Source organism: Neobacillus niacini (genome assembly GCF_031457145.1).
Taxonomy (GTDB): Bacteria; Bacillota; Bacilli; order Bacillales; family Cytobacillaceae; genus Neobacillus; species Neobacillus niacini_J.
Genome location: NZ_JAVDVZ010000001.1, coordinates 540,980 through 558,621 on the forward strand (window position 1 = coordinate 540,980; position 17,642 = coordinate 558,621).

At 36.0% G+C, this 17,642-nt stretch carries 17 protein-coding genes; 16 read left to right on the plus strand and 1 reads right to left on the minus strand.

Translation table 11 applies throughout. From position 1 onward, the window contains the following. Positions 1-22: 22 nt before the first annotated feature. Positions 23-1,144, minus strand: coding sequence for a 4-hydroxyphenylpyruvate dioxygenase (gene hppD, locus J2Y03_RS02965; RefSeq protein WP_310190502.1), 1,122 nt, complete (start codon positions 1,142-1,144; stop codon positions 23-25). A gap of 238 nt (positions 1,145-1,382) precedes the next feature. On the opposite strand from hppD, the gene J2Y03_RS02970 reads away from it, so the two are divergent. The 16 genes from J2Y03_RS02970 to J2Y03_RS03045 all read left to right on the plus strand — a co-directional run bounded on the left by J2Y03_RS02970 (position 1,383) and on the right by J2Y03_RS03045 (position 17,640). Beyond that, a complete protein-coding gene (locus tag J2Y03_RS02970; protein WP_165903073.1) occupies positions 1,383-1,631 on the plus strand; it encodes a DUF1450 domain-containing protein in 249 nt (82 codons plus the stop codon). Between the two features lie 118 nt (positions 1,632-1,749). Then, positions 1,750-2,400, plus strand: a complete 651-nt coding sequence (locus J2Y03_RS02975; RefSeq protein WP_310190504.1) for a hypothetical protein — start codon at positions 1,750-1,752, stop codon at positions 2,398-2,400. 587 nt (positions 2,401-2,987) lie between these two features. Then, positions 2,988-3,647 (plus strand): GntR family transcriptional regulator, encoded by a 660-nt coding sequence (locus J2Y03_RS02980; RefSeq protein WP_132090123.1) that lies wholly within the window; start codon positions 2,988-2,990, stop codon positions 3,645-3,647. Between the two features lie 61 nt (positions 3,648-3,708). Next, positions 3,709-4,602 (plus strand): hydroxymethylglutaryl-CoA lyase, encoded by an 894-nt coding sequence (locus J2Y03_RS02985; protein WP_165903075.1) that lies wholly within the window; start codon positions 3,709-3,711, stop codon positions 4,600-4,602. 94 nt (positions 4,603-4,696) lie between these two features. Further along, a complete protein-coding gene (locus tag J2Y03_RS02990; RefSeq protein WP_310190507.1) occupies positions 4,697-5,857 on the plus strand; it encodes a CaiB/BaiF CoA transferase family protein in 1,161 nt (386 codons plus the stop codon). Between the two features lie 90 nt (positions 5,858-5,947). Then, a complete protein-coding gene (locus J2Y03_RS02995) occupies positions 5,948-7,282 on the plus strand; it encodes a CitMHS family transporter (RefSeq protein WP_310190508.1) in 1,335 nt (444 codons plus the stop codon). A gap of 136 nt (positions 7,283-7,418) precedes the next feature. Then, positions 7,419-7,715 carry a YerC/YecD family TrpR-related protein gene (locus J2Y03_RS03000; protein ID WP_310190510.1) on the plus strand — a complete coding sequence of 99 codons (297 nt, stop codon included), beginning with the start codon at positions 7,419-7,421 and terminating at the stop codon, positions 7,713-7,715. Continuing rightward, positions 7,709-8,113, plus strand: a complete 405-nt coding sequence (locus tag J2Y03_RS03005) for a helix-turn-helix transcriptional regulator (RefSeq protein WP_310190512.1) — start codon at positions 7,709-7,711, stop codon at positions 8,111-8,113. Before J2Y03_RS03000 ends, J2Y03_RS03005 begins: the two co-directional genes overlap by 7 nt. A gap of 231 nt (positions 8,114-8,344) precedes the next feature. Further along, positions 8,345-9,040: a YesL family protein gene (locus tag J2Y03_RS03010; protein ID WP_310190515.1), complete on the plus strand. Its 696-nt coding sequence runs from the start codon at positions 8,345-8,347 to the stop codon at positions 9,038-9,040. A 5-nt stretch (positions 9,041-9,045) separates the two neighbouring features. Next, positions 9,046-9,993 (plus strand): carbohydrate ABC transporter permease, encoded by a 948-nt coding sequence (locus J2Y03_RS03015; protein ID WP_396954158.1) that lies wholly within the window; start codon positions 9,046-9,048, stop codon positions 9,991-9,993. A gap of 14 nt (positions 9,994-10,007) precedes the next feature. Further along, a complete protein-coding gene (locus J2Y03_RS03020; protein WP_132090144.1) occupies positions 10,008-10,841 on the plus strand; it encodes a carbohydrate ABC transporter permease in 834 nt (277 codons plus the stop codon). A gap of 41 nt (positions 10,842-10,882) precedes the next feature. Further along, positions 10,883-11,947 (plus strand): Gfo/Idh/MocA family protein, encoded by a 1,065-nt coding sequence (locus tag J2Y03_RS03025; protein ID WP_310190517.1) that lies wholly within the window; start codon positions 10,883-10,885, stop codon positions 11,945-11,947. Between the two features lie 70 nt (positions 11,948-12,017). Further along, positions 12,018-13,016: a zinc-dependent alcohol dehydrogenase gene (locus J2Y03_RS03030; RefSeq protein ID WP_310190518.1), complete on the plus strand. Its 999-nt coding sequence runs from the start codon at positions 12,018-12,020 to the stop codon at positions 13,014-13,016. Between the two features lie 84 nt (positions 13,017-13,100). Beyond that, positions 13,101-14,450 (plus strand): ABC transporter substrate-binding protein, encoded by a 1,350-nt coding sequence (locus J2Y03_RS03035; protein WP_310190521.1) that lies wholly within the window; start codon positions 13,101-13,103, stop codon positions 14,448-14,450. Between the two features lie 135 nt (positions 14,451-14,585). Continuing rightward, positions 14,586-16,409 carry a sensor histidine kinase gene (locus tag J2Y03_RS03040; protein WP_310190525.1) on the plus strand — a complete coding sequence of 608 codons (1,824 nt, stop codon included), beginning with the start codon at positions 14,586-14,588 and terminating at the stop codon, positions 16,407-16,409. Next, positions 16,402-17,640 (plus strand): helix-turn-helix domain-containing protein, encoded by a 1,239-nt coding sequence (locus J2Y03_RS03045; protein WP_310190528.1) that lies wholly within the window; start codon positions 16,402-16,404, stop codon positions 17,638-17,640. The genes J2Y03_RS03040 and J2Y03_RS03045 overlap by 8 nt, the downstream gene beginning before the upstream one ends. Positions 17,641-17,642 lie beyond the last annotated feature (2 nt).

Below are 17,642 nucleotides of genomic sequence, written 5' to 3' on the forward strand. Positions count from 1 at the left end.
AAACTGGCATGACCCAAATCTATTAAATATTCCCTCGAAGTTCCTGCTCTCGTTCAATTGACTCAAACAGCGCTTTAAAGTTTCCGTCACCGAAACCAAGTGCACCTTTTCGTTGAATAATTTCGATGAAAAGTGTTGGACGGTCAACTAGTGGTTTTGTAAAGATTTGGAGAAGATACCCTTCATCATCTCGGTCAACAAGAATATTAAGTTCCTGCAGCCTTTTGACATCCTCATCAATTTCTCCTACACGGTTAGCGAGGTCTGCATAATAGGTGTCAGGTGTAAACAGTAATTCAACTCCGTTTTCTCTAAGAGCTGAAACAGTGCCAATGATATCATTGGTTAAAAGAGCAAGATGTTGGACACCTGGTCCATTATAGTAATCAAGGTATTCTTGAATCTGAGATTTTCGTTTTCCTTCCGCAGGCTCATTAATTGGGAATTTAATCCGTCCAGTACCATTCATCATCACTTTTGACATGAGCGCAGAATATTCAGTGGAAATATCTTCATCATCAAAATGCTTAAGAACGTTAAAACCGAATACTTTTTCATAATAATTTACCCATTCTTCCATAACCTCTACGTTGCCAACAAGGTGGTCGACACCAATTAAACCTGTAGGCTTTGTACCATAAATGTCCTCACGCGCTTCAAAACCTGGCATAAACACACCCTTATAATCGATAGGTTCAACCAATGTATGAATGGTATCTCCATATGTACCAAGAATCGCTTTTTTTACTTTGCCATTTTCATCTTCTTCTACCCAAGGTTCCCGAATGGCAATGCCACCGCGTTCAATTGCACCTGCATAAGTGTTTTCTAAGTCCTTCACAAGAAGGGCGATATCTTTTACACCTTCACCATGAGTTTTAATGAATGCTGCAATGTCAGTTTGATTTGATAAAGTACCAGTTAACATTAAGCGAATTGCTCCTTGCTCCAAAACATATGAAACACGATCACGACAGCCTGTTTCCAATCCTCGATATGCTACAAGCTTAAAGCCAAAAGCTTTTGCGTAATAATAAGCAGATTGTTTTGCATTTCCTGTATAAATTTCTACGTAATGAACATTTTTTACTGGGAATACTTCTTCTTTTTTTACTTTAGGTGTTGCTACCATTTTTTCGACCATGATTACCACTCCCATAATTGTTTTTAACTAGCATACAGAATTTTCGAAATTCATTGACTGTAATGTCACACATCATAATACATAAAAAAAATGGGTGCAAACCTAGCATTTAACGCGTTTTTTCTTTTGAGTATTAATATTTTAATGCGTTAAAGCTAACTTGCGTTTAGGCATACTCTTGCAGTTTTTTTAAATATTCCCATAAACTATGAGCAACAAAATAAAGGGAGTGTTGCATTTGAATATTAAAGTAAAGTTCTGTCCTTGTAATTTTGAAGATGAATTGGAAGCCACGAAAGAAAAATTAATAGTACGGGAGGATTTAGAGGTTATTGAAGAAAGATGCCTGTTGTACTGTGGTCAATGTCTAGTGGAACCCTTCGCCATTGTAAACGGAAAAAATATTGTCACAGACAATCCAGAAAAACTTTATGAAAAAATTGATCAATGTGTTGCTGAAATGAGGCAAGGAGTGGTATATCAATAAATAGTATTTGGCAAAATTCACTTATCCCTTCAGAACGAGTCAATTTATGGTAAAATTAAGGTAAAGCCCTACGCACACGAATAGTAGGGCATTCTTTATTTTTTAAAGGAGTTTTCTGATGACGGCATTGATTGGGAAAAAGTTTAAAGATAGTGTATTAATCATGGCGGATAAAAGAATTACCTATAGAGGAACGACTAGATTTAAGGACGATGAAAAGAAGATTAGTGTGTTAAATCATAATGTGATATTTTCTTATGCAGGGGTCAAAAATATCATTGATCTTCCTCTAGGTGAACTTAAAATGTTCGCAAGTAAAACAAATTCCCTTGAAGAAATTAAAGCCCACGCTCAAGGATTATTTTCAGCTTCTTTACATTTATTCAAAAATTTAAATCCAGATCAGGATTATGCAACGGTTTATATTTTGGCTGGTTTTTCAGAGGATGGTTTACCTTGTGTTACATATTTTTCTTCTGATGATGACTTCCGAAAAGGTAATTTGCTAGAATTTTTTTATAAGGCCTTTCCAACTAGCGAAATGGAGAATTTACGGAAGTTTTTAATTAATGAAGTGGATGTTAACAAAAAAAGTTTAAAATATTACATTCGAAAATTTTCCACAGCAATTCGTCAGATTAACAACGCAAAAATTAGCAAAAATGCCTATTCAATTTTCTTATCCAAGAAAGGTTTACTGGAAATTGACATAAATGAGCAGGGGGAATTTAATATAGTGCCAATGGATTTAAATTATTGGCTTTGTTAAATTACATGTTGATATATTGCTAATAAGAACGGTTCTTAGAAGTGGGCTATTGGTAAGGATAATCTTGTTGGAATTAAAAAATTTGGTAGCCAACGAGGGCTATTGGTGACGATAATCTTGTTGGGATTAAAAAATTGGTAACCAACGAGGACTATTGGTGACCATAATCTTGTTGGAATTAAAAAATTGGTAACCAATGAGGGCTATTGGTGACGATAATCTTGTTGGATTTGAAAAATTGGTAACCAAGGTTTATGGTGACCGTAATCAAAGGCGATCAACAATAGTAATTAACAGAGACTAATTATTAAACACATCTAGATACTAGATTTCCACTTTACCACAGTGGTGTAAAACTACATAAAAGCAACAATGCTTTGAAGTGCAGGTTTGCAGTATATCAAAAGTGATTATAAAATTTAGAAAAATCAGAAATGGTTTTTATTTTTTAATTGCTTTAACACTATTATCACAGTAAAATTAGGGGGAATGGTAGGCGAAAAATAAATTGAGTAATGTATGCCTTGTTATTGAATAATTTTTTTTGCATACATTATCTGAAAATTGTGATTACGGGTGGGATAAAGGTGAAATCAAACATCAATCAGTCTAAAACTCTACAACATCAAGTTTATGAATTTTTACATGAAAAAATTGTAAACGGAATCATACCTCCTGGACAACGAATCGTTGAAGAAAAGGTTTCTCAGGAGACAGGGGTCAGCAGAAGCCCAATTCGCGAGGCAATTCGCCGGTTAAATAGTGATGGATTAGTTTCGGTCAGTCCAAGGGGTGGAGTAAGAGTTTATCGACCAACGTTTTCAGATTTCAAATATCTTTATGAATGCCGGTTAGGTCTAGAACCAACGGCTGCTTATTATGCGGCTATACGAATGAATGAGGATCAGCGTAATCATTTGAAAAATTTAGTGAAAGAGATGGACTTGGTTATTGAAAAAAGAGATATTGAAAAATTAAAGAATCTTAGCACTCAATTTCACTTCTTCATTGTTGAAGCAAGTGAAAATCCTTACTTAATGAAAATGATGAACCAACTCAATTCGTTAATGTCTTTCTACCGAAATGAGGTATTGAATATTCCTATGAGGGTAGAGGATGGTGCGAAAGAACATCAGTCAGTATGGCAGGCAATTCAATCAAGAGATGGAAAAGCAGCTGAAGAGTTAATGAGGTCACATATTCAGCATGACTATCAATTTTATAGTGATAGGTACTCGGAAATGTAAAGTAAACATACCAATAACTTTAGTTATTCAGTTAAGCATTTATGAATGGAGTGAATCTTCGGTGATTTTTCCTGAAAAAATTAAAATTCGTGATGTTACGTTAAGAGATGGTCTGCAAAATGAACCGGTGTTTGTAGAAACCGAACAAAAGATAAATAAAATTAAAGATTTAATTCATGCAGGATTTGATCGTCTAGAAGTGACTTCCTTTGTTCATCCAAAATGGGTTCCTGCTATGAAAGACGCAGATCTTTTAGGTCAAAACTTGCCCAAAGTTCCGGGAGTTGAATATGAAGCACTTGTTCCTAATCAACGCGGGTTAGACCGATTTTTAAAATCTAATATAGATAATGCGGTTTTTTTCCTATCAGCTAGTACGAAGCATAACCAGGCAAATTTAAATAAGAGTACGGATGAATCTTTAGCAGAAATAAAAAGTTTAGTTGAACAAACGAAAATGGAAGGGAGAAGGGTGATAGGTGCCATTTCAACCGCATTTGTCTGTCCGTTTGCAGGGACTGTTCCTTACTCAGAAGTAGAAAGGATTGCAGACACTCTTGTCAGCTTTGGAGTAGATGAATTAGGTCTTGGCGATACAATCGGTAAGGCAACACCGAGACAAGTATATGAATACTGCAGCCGTTTAGCTGGAAAATTCCCGGATATGCCAATTGGACTTCACTTGCATGATACATACGGATACGGCTTAGCGAATGTGATGGCTGGAATTCAAGCGGGTGTTCATTTAGTGGATGTAGCTCAAGCCGGACTGGGAGGCTGTCCGTATGCGCCTGGGGCACCAGGGAATGTTCAGGCAAGCCGGGTTGTAGAGTTTTTAGAACTGCAGAATATTAAAACGGGCCTGAAGCTCGAACAGTTAAAGCAATTAGATCACTCATTTTTTCAATTAGTAAGAGAAACCAAAGCCACAACAAAGACTGTACAAAGTTTGTAAAAAAAGAGCAATTTAATTTGCATACATTATCTGAATATTCAGGTAATAGTGCGATTGTCTTAATGATGGCAATTAATGAAAAGGCGGGAGTCCCATGAGAAAACCATTAGATGGAATAAAAATTTTAGAACTAGGAAATTTTGTGGCAGCTCCATTTGCTGGAAAGATTTTTGGTGAATTTGGTGCTGAAGTGATAAAGGTAGAGGATCCAAAGAGTGGGGATTCAATCAGGAATTGGCGTGTCATGCATAAGGGAACCTCTCTATGGTGGTATATTCACGCAAGAAATAAAAAATCCATTACCCTTAACCTTCGTGAAGCAGAAGGCCAGGAAATGGTTCGGGAATTAGCAAAAGAAGCCGATGTAGTGATTGAAAATTTTCGCCCCGGAACCTTAGAAAAATGGGGAATTGGTTATGAAGATTTAAAGAAAATAAATCCAAGTATCATTATGACTCGGATTTCTGGTTATGGTCAAACCGGTCCCTATCGAGACAAGGTAGGTTTCGGCAGTGTTGCTGAATCAATGGGTGGTCTTCGTTATTTAACCGGATTTCCTGATCGTCCACCAGTTCGAGTTGGATTGGCTATTGGGGATTCGATAGCGGGTCTTTATGCAGTAAATGGAACGTTAATGGCTTTAAGAGCAAGGGATATAGATCCATTGAAAAGAGGCCAATTTGTTGATGTTGCTCTTACTGAAGCGGTATTCTCTTTGCTTGAGGGTGTTCTGCCGGAATATGATTTGAAAGGAATTGTAAGAGAGAGAACAGGAGCTACATTAGAAGGGATTGCTCCATCTAATACGTATCTTTGTGCAGATGGTAAATATATTGTCATTGCCGCAAATAGCGATGGGATTTTCAGACGATTTATGGATGCGATCGGTCGAACGGATTTGGCAGAGGATCCCAATCTCTCAAATAATCAGGGGAGGGCTAAACAAGCCGAACAATTGGATCAAATCATTGAGGAGTGGACAAAACTCCATACTCAAAAAGAAGTACAAAAAATCCTTGATGAGGCAGGTGTGCCAGTCGGACCAATTTATAGTATTGAAGATATTGTAAATGATGAACAGTTCCAATCAAGAGATATGCTTCAAACGGTTACCTTGCCAGATGGTGAAGAGGTTCTGGTTCCGGGTATTGTCCCAAAATTATCAGAAACTCCCGGCAGTATAGAATGGATTGGACCTGAACTCGGACAACATAACGAAGAAATCATCGGAAAGAAACTTTGTAAGCAAAAATAATCTAGTAGTTTAAAAGGATTATATTGCAGTTAAAATTCCAGTCACCAATGATAGCGCAAACGAAAACGAACATTGGGGAGGAAGAAGTATATGTTGTCTATTTTAGGGTTTTTGATGATTTTCACCTTTTTATTTTTGATTTTGACAAAGCGTGTATCTCCGTTTTTAGGTTTAACCGTTATACCGATTATTTATGGCATAATTGGAGGGTTTGGGCCGGAACTAGGCAATTTGATGATGGAAGGAATCCAGAAGGTTGCACCTACTGCTATTCTTTTGTTATTTGCCATTTTGTATTTTGGAATCATGTTAGACACTGGATTGTTTGATCCATTAACTTCAAAGATCATTCAGTTAGCGAAAGGGGATCCATTAAAAATCATTGTGGGAACGGCTGTGTTAGCTGGAATCATAGGATTTGATGGGGACGGATCGACAACGATGATGATTGTTGTAACTGCCTTTCTTCCATTATATAAAAAACTTGGAATCAGTACGATTATTTTAGCTTCCATAACCATCATGCAAATTGGGATAACGACACTAGTTCCATGGGGTGGTCCTGCCGGCAGGGTAGCGAGTGTTTTAAATCTCGAGCCTAATCAATTATATCTTGAAATGTTACCAGGAATGATTGTAAGTTTACTATTCGTTGTTGCTGTCGCATATTTTATCGGGTTGAAAGAACGAGCAAGATATAGAAAAACAAGCACTGAATCCATTTCTATGCCTGAAGCAGGAATTATTGACGCCGCAATTGAAAGCGCTGTTATAGAAAATATCACACCTGAAAATCTAAATGTTAAACGTCCTAAATTAATTTGGTTTAACCTTTTTCTCTCAAGCATCATAATGGTTGCCATTGTTCTAGAATGGCTTCCGCCAGCAATCGTTTTTATCGTAGGTACGGCTCTTGCTTTACTTATTAATTATCCGGCTCTTCAAAGTCAGCGCGAACGAATGGCAGCACATGCCCCTAATGCATTAGCCGTAGTAGCGGTAGTTCTGGCTGCAGGAATTTTTTCAGGTATCTTTAAAGGAACCCCAATTTCTGAATCTATGGCGCTCTCGTTAGTAAACATCATTCCAGATGGTCTAGGGCCTTATATGGCACTATTTACTGCAATTGTGAGTGCTCCGGCCCTTTTCTTAATTGGTCCAGATGGGTTTTACTTTGGTATTCTGCCAATCTTGGCTGAAACAGCATCAAATTATGGAATTGATACATTAAAAATTGGAACCGCTTCATTATACGGGACTCCATTTGGTATTATGGGCCCGCTCGTAGCGTCTGTTTATTTACTAATTAACATAACAGGGATTAATTTAGGTGATCTTCACAAGCATGCAGCCAAATGGTCTTTAGGAATTTTGCTTATCTATATTATCGTAGGTGTGTTCACTGGAATCATCGCGTTATGGTAATGTGAAATCGTACGAAAGGTAATCTACATTTTATTACTGATGCGGGAAGTGGGGAGAACGTCTATTGGGACGATTCCCCCTTCTATCAATAAAAAATTGAGAATGATTTTTTACCATATTCAGTGGAGGCTGTTAAATGTATATAAAAAAATTACCCCAGGAACCCATTGAGCAGTTATTTAAAGCTATCCTATCTTTACAAACAAAGGAAGAGTGTGAGGCATTTTTAGATGATTTATGCACAATGAATGAGATAAAGTCTTTTGTACAAAGGCTTGAAGTTGCAAGATTGCTAAAAGAAGGCAATACATATATGGATATTCAAATTGAAACGAATGCCTCATCATCTTCGATTACAAGAGTTAAAAAGCTATTAGATTATGGAAATAATGGATATCAAACTGTTTTAGAGCGCATGGATAAATTATGTTAAGACATAAAAAAAGCCTTCTTTTAGACTGTCATAGCGATTCTCAAATAGCAGATTCTAAGAATCTTTTAGATGAAAAAAGCACATACATTCAAGAGATTGCTTATTACGTACAGGAACATTTTAACCATAAAATTCAATTAGAGGATATTGCCCAAGAACTTAATATCAGTAAATCCTATCTTGTTCATCTATTTAAGGAATTCACGGGATACACGATAATGGAATATCTTATGCAATACCGATTAACCCAGTTTCTTAACCTACTAAAAATGTATCCGAATGCAACTATTAAGCAGCTATGTAGTGAATGTGGCTTTGAAAGCGAAGCCCATTTTAGCAGTTTTTTTAAAAAACACATTGGTTCCTCTCCAAGTGAATATCGCAAGACCCTATTATGAAATACTCCCCTTTAGAAGGACAGATTAAAAATGATAATCTGACTACTAAAGGGGAGTATCTTTTTGTTATTTTTATGGGAAATTCTGCAAGATAATTTTTGAGAAATCAGAAATAAGTCAAAAAATTTTTTTATAGGTAAAAAAAAGCTATAGGATTAAATTCGTAATTTTCTTACAATTAGTATTATAGTAATCACCAAACAAATGAACGAATTCATAAAGGAGGTAATCATGAACTCTAGTAGATTAATGAATCATATGAATACCGCATGTGATTGGCTTATTAAATTATTTTATTTAAATCTCTTATGGATCCTCTTTACACTTGCAGGGCTTGTTATCGCAGGGATCTTCCCTGCAACCGTTGCATTATTTACAGTTTTGAAGAGTTTTCAAACAGGAGAAAGTGTAAGGGCTTTCAACGAGTTTTGGGATGTATACAAAAAGGAATTCTGGAGGACAAATAGGTTAGGGATCGTACTGACAATCCTTCCGATTATTTTTTACACGGATTGGCTTTTTACCAACCAGTTTAGTGGAACTTGGGCCATGACTGGTAAGGGAATTCTTCTAGGATGTTTCTTCCTGTATGTGATTACTTTACTGTATGTGTTTCCAGTCTTTATTGAGGCAGAGAGGAAGGTGTTTCCTACTATTAAAATAGCTTTTCTAATTGGAATCACCTACCCAGTCCATACATTTATGACGTTGATTTGTATCACTTCCTTGCTATTAACTTTTGCTTTCCTACCAATGGCAGGTTTCCTCTTTTTAGCAAGTGGCTTGGCATGTATTCAATCCTTTTTCTCTCTACGGTTATTCAAAAAAATTGAAGCACAGGCAGTCAATATGCACAAACATAATACAAAGATAGCGGGATACTATCAAACAGTAATTCGAGAAAAAAATCCTCTCTTGAAAGGGTGAGATATTTGAGTGTAGAAGCAAAAACAGTTCTAGAAAAAGTGGAGTATGTAAACATCAAAAAATTGAAAAAAAGTTCACTTGAAAAAAGGGAAAGCTGGATTGGTTTTTTGTTTGTATCCCCTATGTTTATTGGGGTTAGTGTATTAACACTTTTGCCAATTATTGCAACGTTTTTTCTAGCCTTTGCTGACTGGAACTTTATTATGGGAATTCAATCGGTAAAATGGGTAGGGTTGGATAATTTCAAAGTTCTTTTCGCGAACGAAGTATTTGTTAAATCGGTATTGAACAATTTACTTTTTCTATTAACAGTGCCATTTTCTATGGTGATCTCATTAATCATTGCCATTGTCATTGATAAACATGTCTATATGAAAAGTTACTTTAAAGTAGCCTTTTTCATGCCATATATTTCAAGTATTGTCGCGATTGCAGTCGTATGGCAGGTTTTATTTAATCCAACTGAGGGTCCAATTAATCAATTCCTATTTTCACTTGGGGTTGAAAATTCACCGAAGTGGATAGCAGATCCAAATTTTGCTCTTATTTCTTTGATGATCATTCAAATTTGGGCTTCCATTGGCTTTAATATGATTATTTATTTAGCGGGGTTACAATCCATTCCTAAAGAGCTTTATGAGGCAGCAAATATGGATGGGGCAACGCCACTAGATAAATTTAAACATATCATGCTTCCAACTTTATCCCCAACAACCTTCTTCCTATTAATAACAGGAATTATCGCAACCTTTAAGGTATTCGACTTAATTGCAGTATTAACGAAGGGCGGGCCAATTAATTCTACTACCATGCTTGTCTGGCATTTATATGATAGTGCTTTCGTGAATTTGAAGATTGGTTATGCCTCAGCGATTGCGGTTGTCCTATTTTTCTTTGTACTACTTATTACTTTAGTTCAGTGGGTTTTGCAGAAAAAATGGGTGAATTATTAGAGGGAGGTACGTTCATGGAGAAAAGGTTTAGTATTGGAAAGTTAGTGATTACCGTTATCGCTTTTATAATAAGTATTGCCTTTTTATTACCATTCGTTTGGATGTTATCTACTTCTTTTAAAATGGAAGCAGATGTATTTAAATTTCCTATTGAGTGGATTCCATCAAGATGGAATGGCATTGAAAACTTTAAAGAAGTGTGGTTGGGTCAGTACACTTTCGCTCTTTATTATTGGAATTCAATTAAAATAACTGTCATTACGACAATTATTTCGGTAACGGTATCAGCCATGGCAGCTTATGGATTTTCGAAAATAAACTTTCCAGCAGGTAAGGTCCTATTCATTATTATTTTGGCAACCTATATGGTGCCGCAACAGTCTATACTAGTTCCTCAGTTTATTTTATATCGATATTTAGGATTATTTGATAGCCATTTCGGATTAATTCTCTTAGGAAGCTTTAGTGTATTAGGAACCTTTATGTTAAGGCAGTTCTTTATGAGCATTCATTCAGATTATATTGATGCCGCAAAAATAGATGGTGCAGGTCATTTTCGAATTTTTTGGTCGATTGCCATGCCACTTGTCCGACCTGCGATTGCAACTTATGCGATTTTGCGCTTTATCTGGACATGGAATGATTTTCAGAATCCATTAATTTTCTTACGTACAGATGAACTATATACCATACAGTTAGCCATGCAAAAATTCACATCCTTAAATGGGGAATTTTATTCCTTAATCATGGCTGCTGCAGTTTCGGCAATCCTACCACTGATTATCGTCTTTATTATTGGTCAGAAACAAGTAATTGAAGGAATCGCTCTTGGTGGAGTAAAAGGATAAATTATCAGAAGATTAAATCAACTGAAAGTAGGAATGATTTAATGATCAATAGAGAAATTGGTTTTGCCATTATTGGAACCGGTTTTATTAGTAATATCCATGCAGAAGCAATTTCACAAATACCAAAGGCTAATTTAGTTGCAATCGCTAGTATTGATGAAGGAGGTGTAAAAAAATTTGCTAATCAATACAATGTCAGGCCATATCTAGATCATTTAGAAATGCTACAACGAGAAGATATTGATATCGTCTGTATTTGTACTCCAAGTGGATTGCATGGGGATTTAGCAATGGATGCTTTAAGGTATGGGAAGCATGTTATTATCGAAAAACCAATGGAGATTTCACTAGAAAAGGCAGATCAAATCATCAATTTTGCTAATGAAGCTGGTTTAAAAGTTGCAGTAGTTTCACAGCATCGCTTTGATCCTTCCGTCATACAGGTTAAAAGTCAAATAGATTCTGGAAGGCTTGGGAAATTAGTTATGGCTGAAATCGCAGTAAATTGGTATCGTACACAGGATTATTATGATAATGGACAGTGGCGGGGCACTTGGAAAATGGATGGTGGAGGAGTTTTAATGAACCAATCCATCCATACCATTGATTTAATGCAATATTTTATGGGGCCTGTTGAAAGCGTTTACGCAATAGTAGACACATTAGCTCATGAACGAATTGAAGTGGAAGACGTGGCCGCTGCAGTAGTGAGATTTAAAAATGGTGCTCTAGGAACAATTTCTTGTACAACAGCAGCATATCCGGGCTATTCTAATCGACTAGAACTATTTGGCAGCAATGGATCTGCCGTTATTGATGCTGATCAGTTAACCCACCTATACTTTAAAGATTCAGAGAACGGTGGAGTACCAGTTAATGATGCCCCAAGAGAAAATGATGAAAATCCCACGGGTGCTGCTAATCCAATGGCAATAAAAAGTGACGCTCACCGGCTGCAATTCGAGGATATGATTGATAGCATTCAAACAAATAGAGAGCCTCAAGTGAATGGGTATGAAGGTAGAAAACCGTTAGAAATTATCTTAGCCATCTATAAATCAGCACGGGAAGGCAAAAGTATTCACCTGCCTTCAGCCTTTGTCTAGACTGCCCAATATTTGAATAAAACAAAAAGGATGAGGTGAGATTATGACCCAATATGTAAATAAAAAAATAATGTTTACTGAACCATACAATCTTGAATTTGAATCTACTACAGTAGAAGAGGGGACATTAGAAGAAAAACAAGTGCTTGTACGCACTATCCATAGCTTAATCAGTCCAGGTACAGAGCTTGCCTTGTTTACTGGTACGCATGTCGGCATTAAGGATCCAAATAATCATTTTGCAAAGTATCCTTTTTATCCTGGATATTCGATCGTGGGGGAAATAGTTGAAGTAGGAAAAGAGGTAGAGGACTTCAAAATCGGTGATATTGTATACGCTTTAGGAAATCATGCAGCCTATAATATCATTTCGGTTAAAAATCATCAGTGGCCAGTAATTAAGCTTGATGATAGAGAGTTAGGAGAGAAGGCCGTATTTTCTAGACTGGCTGCCATTTGCATGACATCAATCGTCCAAAGCAAAGTACAAATCGGTGATATTGCAGTCGTTTTAGGAATGGGAATGATCGGAAATCTAGCAGCTCAGCTATTGTCTATTAAGGGAGCAGAAGTAATCGCCGTTGATGTTGTTGAAGAGCGTCTAAAAATTGCAAATAAAACAGGTATCCAAAAAACAATTTTATCTGGCGATTCAATCGATTTAGGAGAAAAGCTAGAAGAGTTAACCGGCTCTAAATATGCTGATATCGTAATAGAAGCCACTGGTTCTCCAAAACTAATTATTCCAGCTCTAGAAGTGGTAAAGCCTTTAGGTCAGGTAATCGCACTCGGTTCTACCCGGGGAAATGTGGATTTAAATGTCTATGAGTACATTCATAGCAAAGGTGTAAACTTTACAGGTGCCCATGAAAGATTACAAGATCAAAATGGATTCCCTTCACGATTGAAACTAAGTAAATACGCATTAAAATTAATCGAACTTGGAGCGCTTAAAATTGATCCTCTTATAACCCATAAACTGCCAAATAGCGAAGCGAAACATGGCTATGAGATGTTACAAAATCAACAAAATGAAGCGCTTGGTGTCCTTCTAGATTGGGGTAGTTAAATTCCATTCTAAATAGTTTGATAGCTAAATCTGGCAATATGGAATCAATCAATAAATCAAAACACAAAAATGGGGGTAGAGAATATGAAAAAGATGTTTACATTATTTTTAGCAATCTTTTTAGTAGTTGGAATTTTGGCAGCATGTAGTGAACAAAAGTCTTCTAGTAATGAAGAAAAAGAAGGCGAACCTAGCGAACCTGTCACAATCAAAGTCCACACTTATGGAACGAATGACGTCTATAAATGGGAAAAAACTGTCAGTGCATTTAAAAAGAAACATCCTGATATAAACGTCGAGATTGTCGAATTAAGTGAAAAGAATGATTCACAAGAAGCACTTAAGAAGATTGACTTAGGTGCAGCGTCTGGTGAAGAAATGGATGTTATTATGTTTCCATTTATAGACGCACTTGCCCAACGGGCTCAATTAGGAATGGTAGAAGAATTAGATAAATATATTCAAGCAGACGGTATTAACATGGAGAAAGAATACAAATTCGATCTAAAAGTTAATGATCATTATTATGCTATGCCAGGAAAATTCAATCTAATGTATGTTTTATTGAATAAAGACCGTTTGGATGCCGCAGGACTTGAAGTGCCAAAAGAGTGGACGTGGGATGAGTTTCAAGAGTACGCCAAAAAACTTACAGGTGACGGATATTATGGCACTTATTTTCACGGACCATTTCAATTCGCCTGGCAGCAATATATGAGTTTAAATTTAATTACTCAAGAATCAAATGCTGGTTTCTTGAAAGTGGATGGCAGTTCTAATATGAATGATCCTCTTTATAAAAAATCCTTAGAACTACGAGTGAAAATGGAAAAAGAAGATAAGTCAGCAGTACCATATTCTCAAATGATTTCACAAAAATTGAATTATCGAGATCAATTTTTTACACAAGCATCCAGTATGATTGTGACTGGAAGCTGGTTGTTATCGGAACTAGGTGGATCTGATCGTTTCCCGGTGGAATTCAATATCGCTGTTGCACCAATGCCAAAAAATAATCCCACAGACGAATTCTCATATAATCCAACAGGCGGTGACCTTTTAGGTATTTATGCAAATTCGAAACATAAAGATGCTTCCTATAAGTTTATTAAATGGTATTCTACAGAAGGACAATTTGAGCAAGCCGCGTTCTTACCATCTTGGACAAAAGCATCAGATGCCGAGATTGAAAGTCTAATAGACCAAATCTTTTCAGAATCCGCAAATCCAGATAAACTAGATAGAGAGACGCTATTGCATACAATTAAGTCTACCAAATCTGCTAAAATCAGCCAACCAGTACCTTATATTAATGAAATTAATGCTGCCCTCACAGTAGAATTTGAAAAACTGATTCTAGACCAACAAGATGTAGATACAACTGTTGCAAATTCCAAAAAAATAGTACAAGATATCATCGATAAAAACAAATAAGTGGGATAAAGTCGTACTTTCTAAAAATTTATTTCTTTAAATAGAAGGTAAAAACACAATTAGCGGAGTATATTTAAGGGCAGGGGCGAAACAGTTTCCTGCCCTGTTCTTTTTCACCACGAGGGGAGGCTGGGTATGAAAACGCGTCTGGTACGATTTGTATCGTCCCTGTCTTTTCGTGACAAAGTGCTATTAATAGCGATTCTGTGTTTAATACTTCCATCTATTAGTACATTCTCTGTCTACAATTATTTAACAAAAGATGCAGTGAAAGAACAAGCGGTTATTAGTGCTCAAAATGAACTGAAACTAACAGACGAATACTTAAAAAGTGTATTTGAAGGTATGTTATATACACTCAACTTTATTCAACATGATACAGAGCTTAGTGCAATCTTAAAATATAAGAGTAGTCAATTAGATGAACTGGATATAGTAGAAACACAATATGAAGACATCATGAATGAGCAAAAAGTCCAACAAAAATTGGAAGCGATTACATTGGTTGCTCAAAATGCATATGTTACGATTTTGCTAAATAATGGGAAATTTTATACGAACTATCCTTTTAAAGAATTTAATCCGATTAACTTAAAAAACGAACCATGGTTCCCTATATTAAGTAAGCTTAAAGGATATAGTTCAATCTGGATTGCTCCACAGCTGTCTATGATTGCATCAGAAAGAAAGACAAATACCTTTCAATTATCTGTGGCAAGACCTTTGAAGGACAGTAATTTTGGTATCTATGGATATGCCATGGTGACCATTATGGAAGATAGGATCATCGATATATTAAGTAATGAGACCACCGATCATGGAATGGTTTTGCTGAATGAACAGGGGCAAATTATTTCGAAGAATAAGCATTTAAATGGGGTTTTATCAGAGCAGGTTACGAAACAAATAGGAAGCTATACAAACGATGTTATAGAAATAAATGATGAAGAGTATTTAATCAATACTCGGGACCTTTCTATTACAGGTTGGAAATTAATCTCACTTAATCCGTATGAAAATGCGGTAGCCAGAATTAACTCAATTTTCAAAAAGATATTCGTTGTTCAAACGGCTACCTTCTTAGTGTTTTTAGTTTTATTGGTCTATCTTTTACGAAAAATATTAAATCGTTTGGTGGATTTAAGGAACTTGTCAAGGAAGGTCATTAAGGGTGATTTGTCTGTCCGTACTAAGGCAAAAGGGACCGATGAAATTGCCGTGCTTTCAAAGTCTTTTAATCTCATGCTAGATAAAGTGAATGAAATGATTGAGGAGAATACACTTACTCAATCCCGAAAGCGGGAAGCAGAGTTAGCGATGCTGCAAGCTCAAATCAACCCTCACTTTTTGTTTAATGTATTAAACTCCATTCGCATGAAGGTTCTATTGAAACGGACTCAAGATAGTGCAGAAATGATTAGCTCTCTGTCAAAGCTATTAAGAATCACCATCGATAAAAATAAAGAAATGATCCCTTTTCATGAGGAAATCGAGATCAATCATGATTTTGTTCGACTTATGAATATACGGCAAATGCATACGGTTGAATTGAATGTAGAAGTATCGCCTGAGACCCTTTTGATTAAAATACCCCGCTTGGTTTTACAACCCATCATAGAAAATGCCATTATACATGGGTTTAGTGACCATGGCGGCTATATTTTGTTAATAGCTACCTATCTTGATGGTATTTTTACGATAGAGATTGATGATAATGGTCTGGGAATGCAGGAAGACCAACTTACAAAAATTAGAGAAAGCTTCAATAAAGCAAATGCAAAGCCAAATATAGAAAGTGAACAAGGAAAAGGTTTTTCAAGTATTGGTTTATCAAATGTATATGAAAGAATGAAATTAACTTTCGGTGATAACTTTATAATGCGGGTACACAGTGAATTGAATAAGGGTACCAAGGTAACTATGATAATCCCAATTCAAGAGGTGGCAAAGCATGTATAAAGTGATGTTAGTTGATGACGATTATCCCGTGCTAGAGTTTCTTTCGGAGATGATAAACTGGGAAGACCTTGGACTGCAATTACAAAGCGTTCATGGTAATGGGTTAAGTGCTCTTATAGAAGCAGAGGAAAATATGCCTGATATCTTAATAACGGACATTGGGATGCCGAAATTAAACGGAATTGAACTTACTAAAAAATTAAAGGAAATCGACCCCTCATTATTAGTTGCGATCCTTTCCTGCCATAATGAATTTCACTTTGCGCAGCAAGCGCTAAAATTAAATGTTCAGGAATATATATTAAAAGATAAGCTGAATGCCGAAGAAATTGTTCAATTGCTGCGGCAGTTTGTGGAAACACTCGACCTAGAAACGAAAAAGAAAAAAAATCAGTTAAGACTAGTTACTACGATTGAGCAAAATAAAGGATGGATGTTAGAACGATTTATAAATAGAACCATCCATCATCCCATCCATAGTGAGGACGTATGGAAGGAAGAAGCTCAGTTACTGGGCTTCTTGCCAAATCAAAACTACATGGTTATCTTTTGTTTTATAGATCATTATCAAACTGTGATTCAATCATTTCGTTCAACTGAATTAGTCCACTTTCTTGTTCATAACGTGATAACAGAATTAATGTCAGGTGAACATATCAATGCTATGCATGGTCAATTTTATCAAAATGAATCATTCTTATTTGTTCCCCTCAACCAAGAATGGGATAAAGAGACGAAAAAAATAAAGAACTTTCTTCAAATGATACAAGAAACCTTTCAAGAAACTTTTGGAATTTCTTTGTTATTTGAGATGGGTCGACCTGCTGCCAGGCCTATTGATATTAAAGAACAAATGGTGAATCTTATAGACTTAAAGGATTCTCGAAATAGAATTAACAACGAAATTGCTAATGCCTGCAAGTATATTTCAGACAATATCCATCGGAAAATAAATTTGGAGGAAGTCGCACAATACCTCCACCTTAATTCAAGTTATTTTAGCCGCTTGTTCAAAAAAGAGGTTGGGGAAACTTTCGTTAAGTATGTAGTCAATATGAAAATGAATCGTGCCAAAGAATTATTGGATCAAACGAATTATTCAATTATCGAAATTAGTGAATTATTAGGCTATGATAATCAAAGTTATTTTAATAAGACATTCAAAGGTTCAGAGGGAATTTCTCCAATTGAATATCGAAATCGATTATACAAAAGAGAGATGAAGATATGATG

Bases quoted from the DNA above. Each gene is read 5' to 3' on its own strand.
- hppD (WP_310190502.1), bottom strand. From the start codon at position 1,144: ATGGTCGAAAAAATGGTAGCAACACCTAAAGTAAAAAAAGAAGAAGTA.
- J2Y03_RS02975 (WP_310190504.1), top strand. From the start codon at position 1,750: ATGACGGCATTGATTGGGAAAAAGTTTAAAGATAGTGTATTAATCATG.
- J2Y03_RS02990 (WP_310190507.1), top strand. From the start codon at position 4,697: ATGAGAAAACCATTAGATGGAATAAAAATTTTAGAACTAGGAAATTTT.
- J2Y03_RS02995 (WP_310190508.1), top strand. From the start codon at position 5,948: ATGTTGTCTATTTTAGGGTTTTTGATGATTTTCACCTTTTTATTTTTG.
- J2Y03_RS03000 (WP_310190510.1), top strand. From the start codon at position 7,419: ATGTATATAAAAAAATTACCCCAGGAACCCATTGAGCAGTTATTTAAA.
- J2Y03_RS03005 (WP_310190512.1), top strand. From the start codon at position 7,709: ATGTTAAGACATAAAAAAAGCCTTCTTTTAGACTGTCATAGCGATTCT.
- J2Y03_RS03010 (WP_310190515.1), top strand. From the start codon at position 8,345: ATGAACTCTAGTAGATTAATGAATCATATGAATACCGCATGTGATTGG.
- J2Y03_RS03020 (WP_132090144.1), top strand. From the start codon at position 10,008: ATGGAGAAAAGGTTTAGTATTGGAAAGTTAGTGATTACCGTTATCGCT.
- J2Y03_RS03025 (WP_310190517.1), top strand. From the start codon at position 10,883: ATGATCAATAGAGAAATTGGTTTTGCCATTATTGGAACCGGTTTTATT.
- J2Y03_RS03030 (WP_310190518.1), top strand. From the start codon at position 12,018: ATGTTTACTGAACCATACAATCTTGAATTTGAATCTACTACAGTAGAA.
- J2Y03_RS03035 (WP_310190521.1), top strand. From the start codon at position 13,101: ATGAAAAAGATGTTTACATTATTTTTAGCAATCTTTTTAGTAGTTGGA.
- J2Y03_RS03040 (WP_310190525.1), top strand. From the start codon at position 14,586: ATGAAAACGCGTCTGGTACGATTTGTATCGTCCCTGTCTTTTCGTGAC.
- J2Y03_RS03045 (WP_310190528.1), top strand. From the start codon at position 16,402: ATGTATAAAGTGATGTTAGTTGATGACGATTATCCCGTGCTAGAGTTT.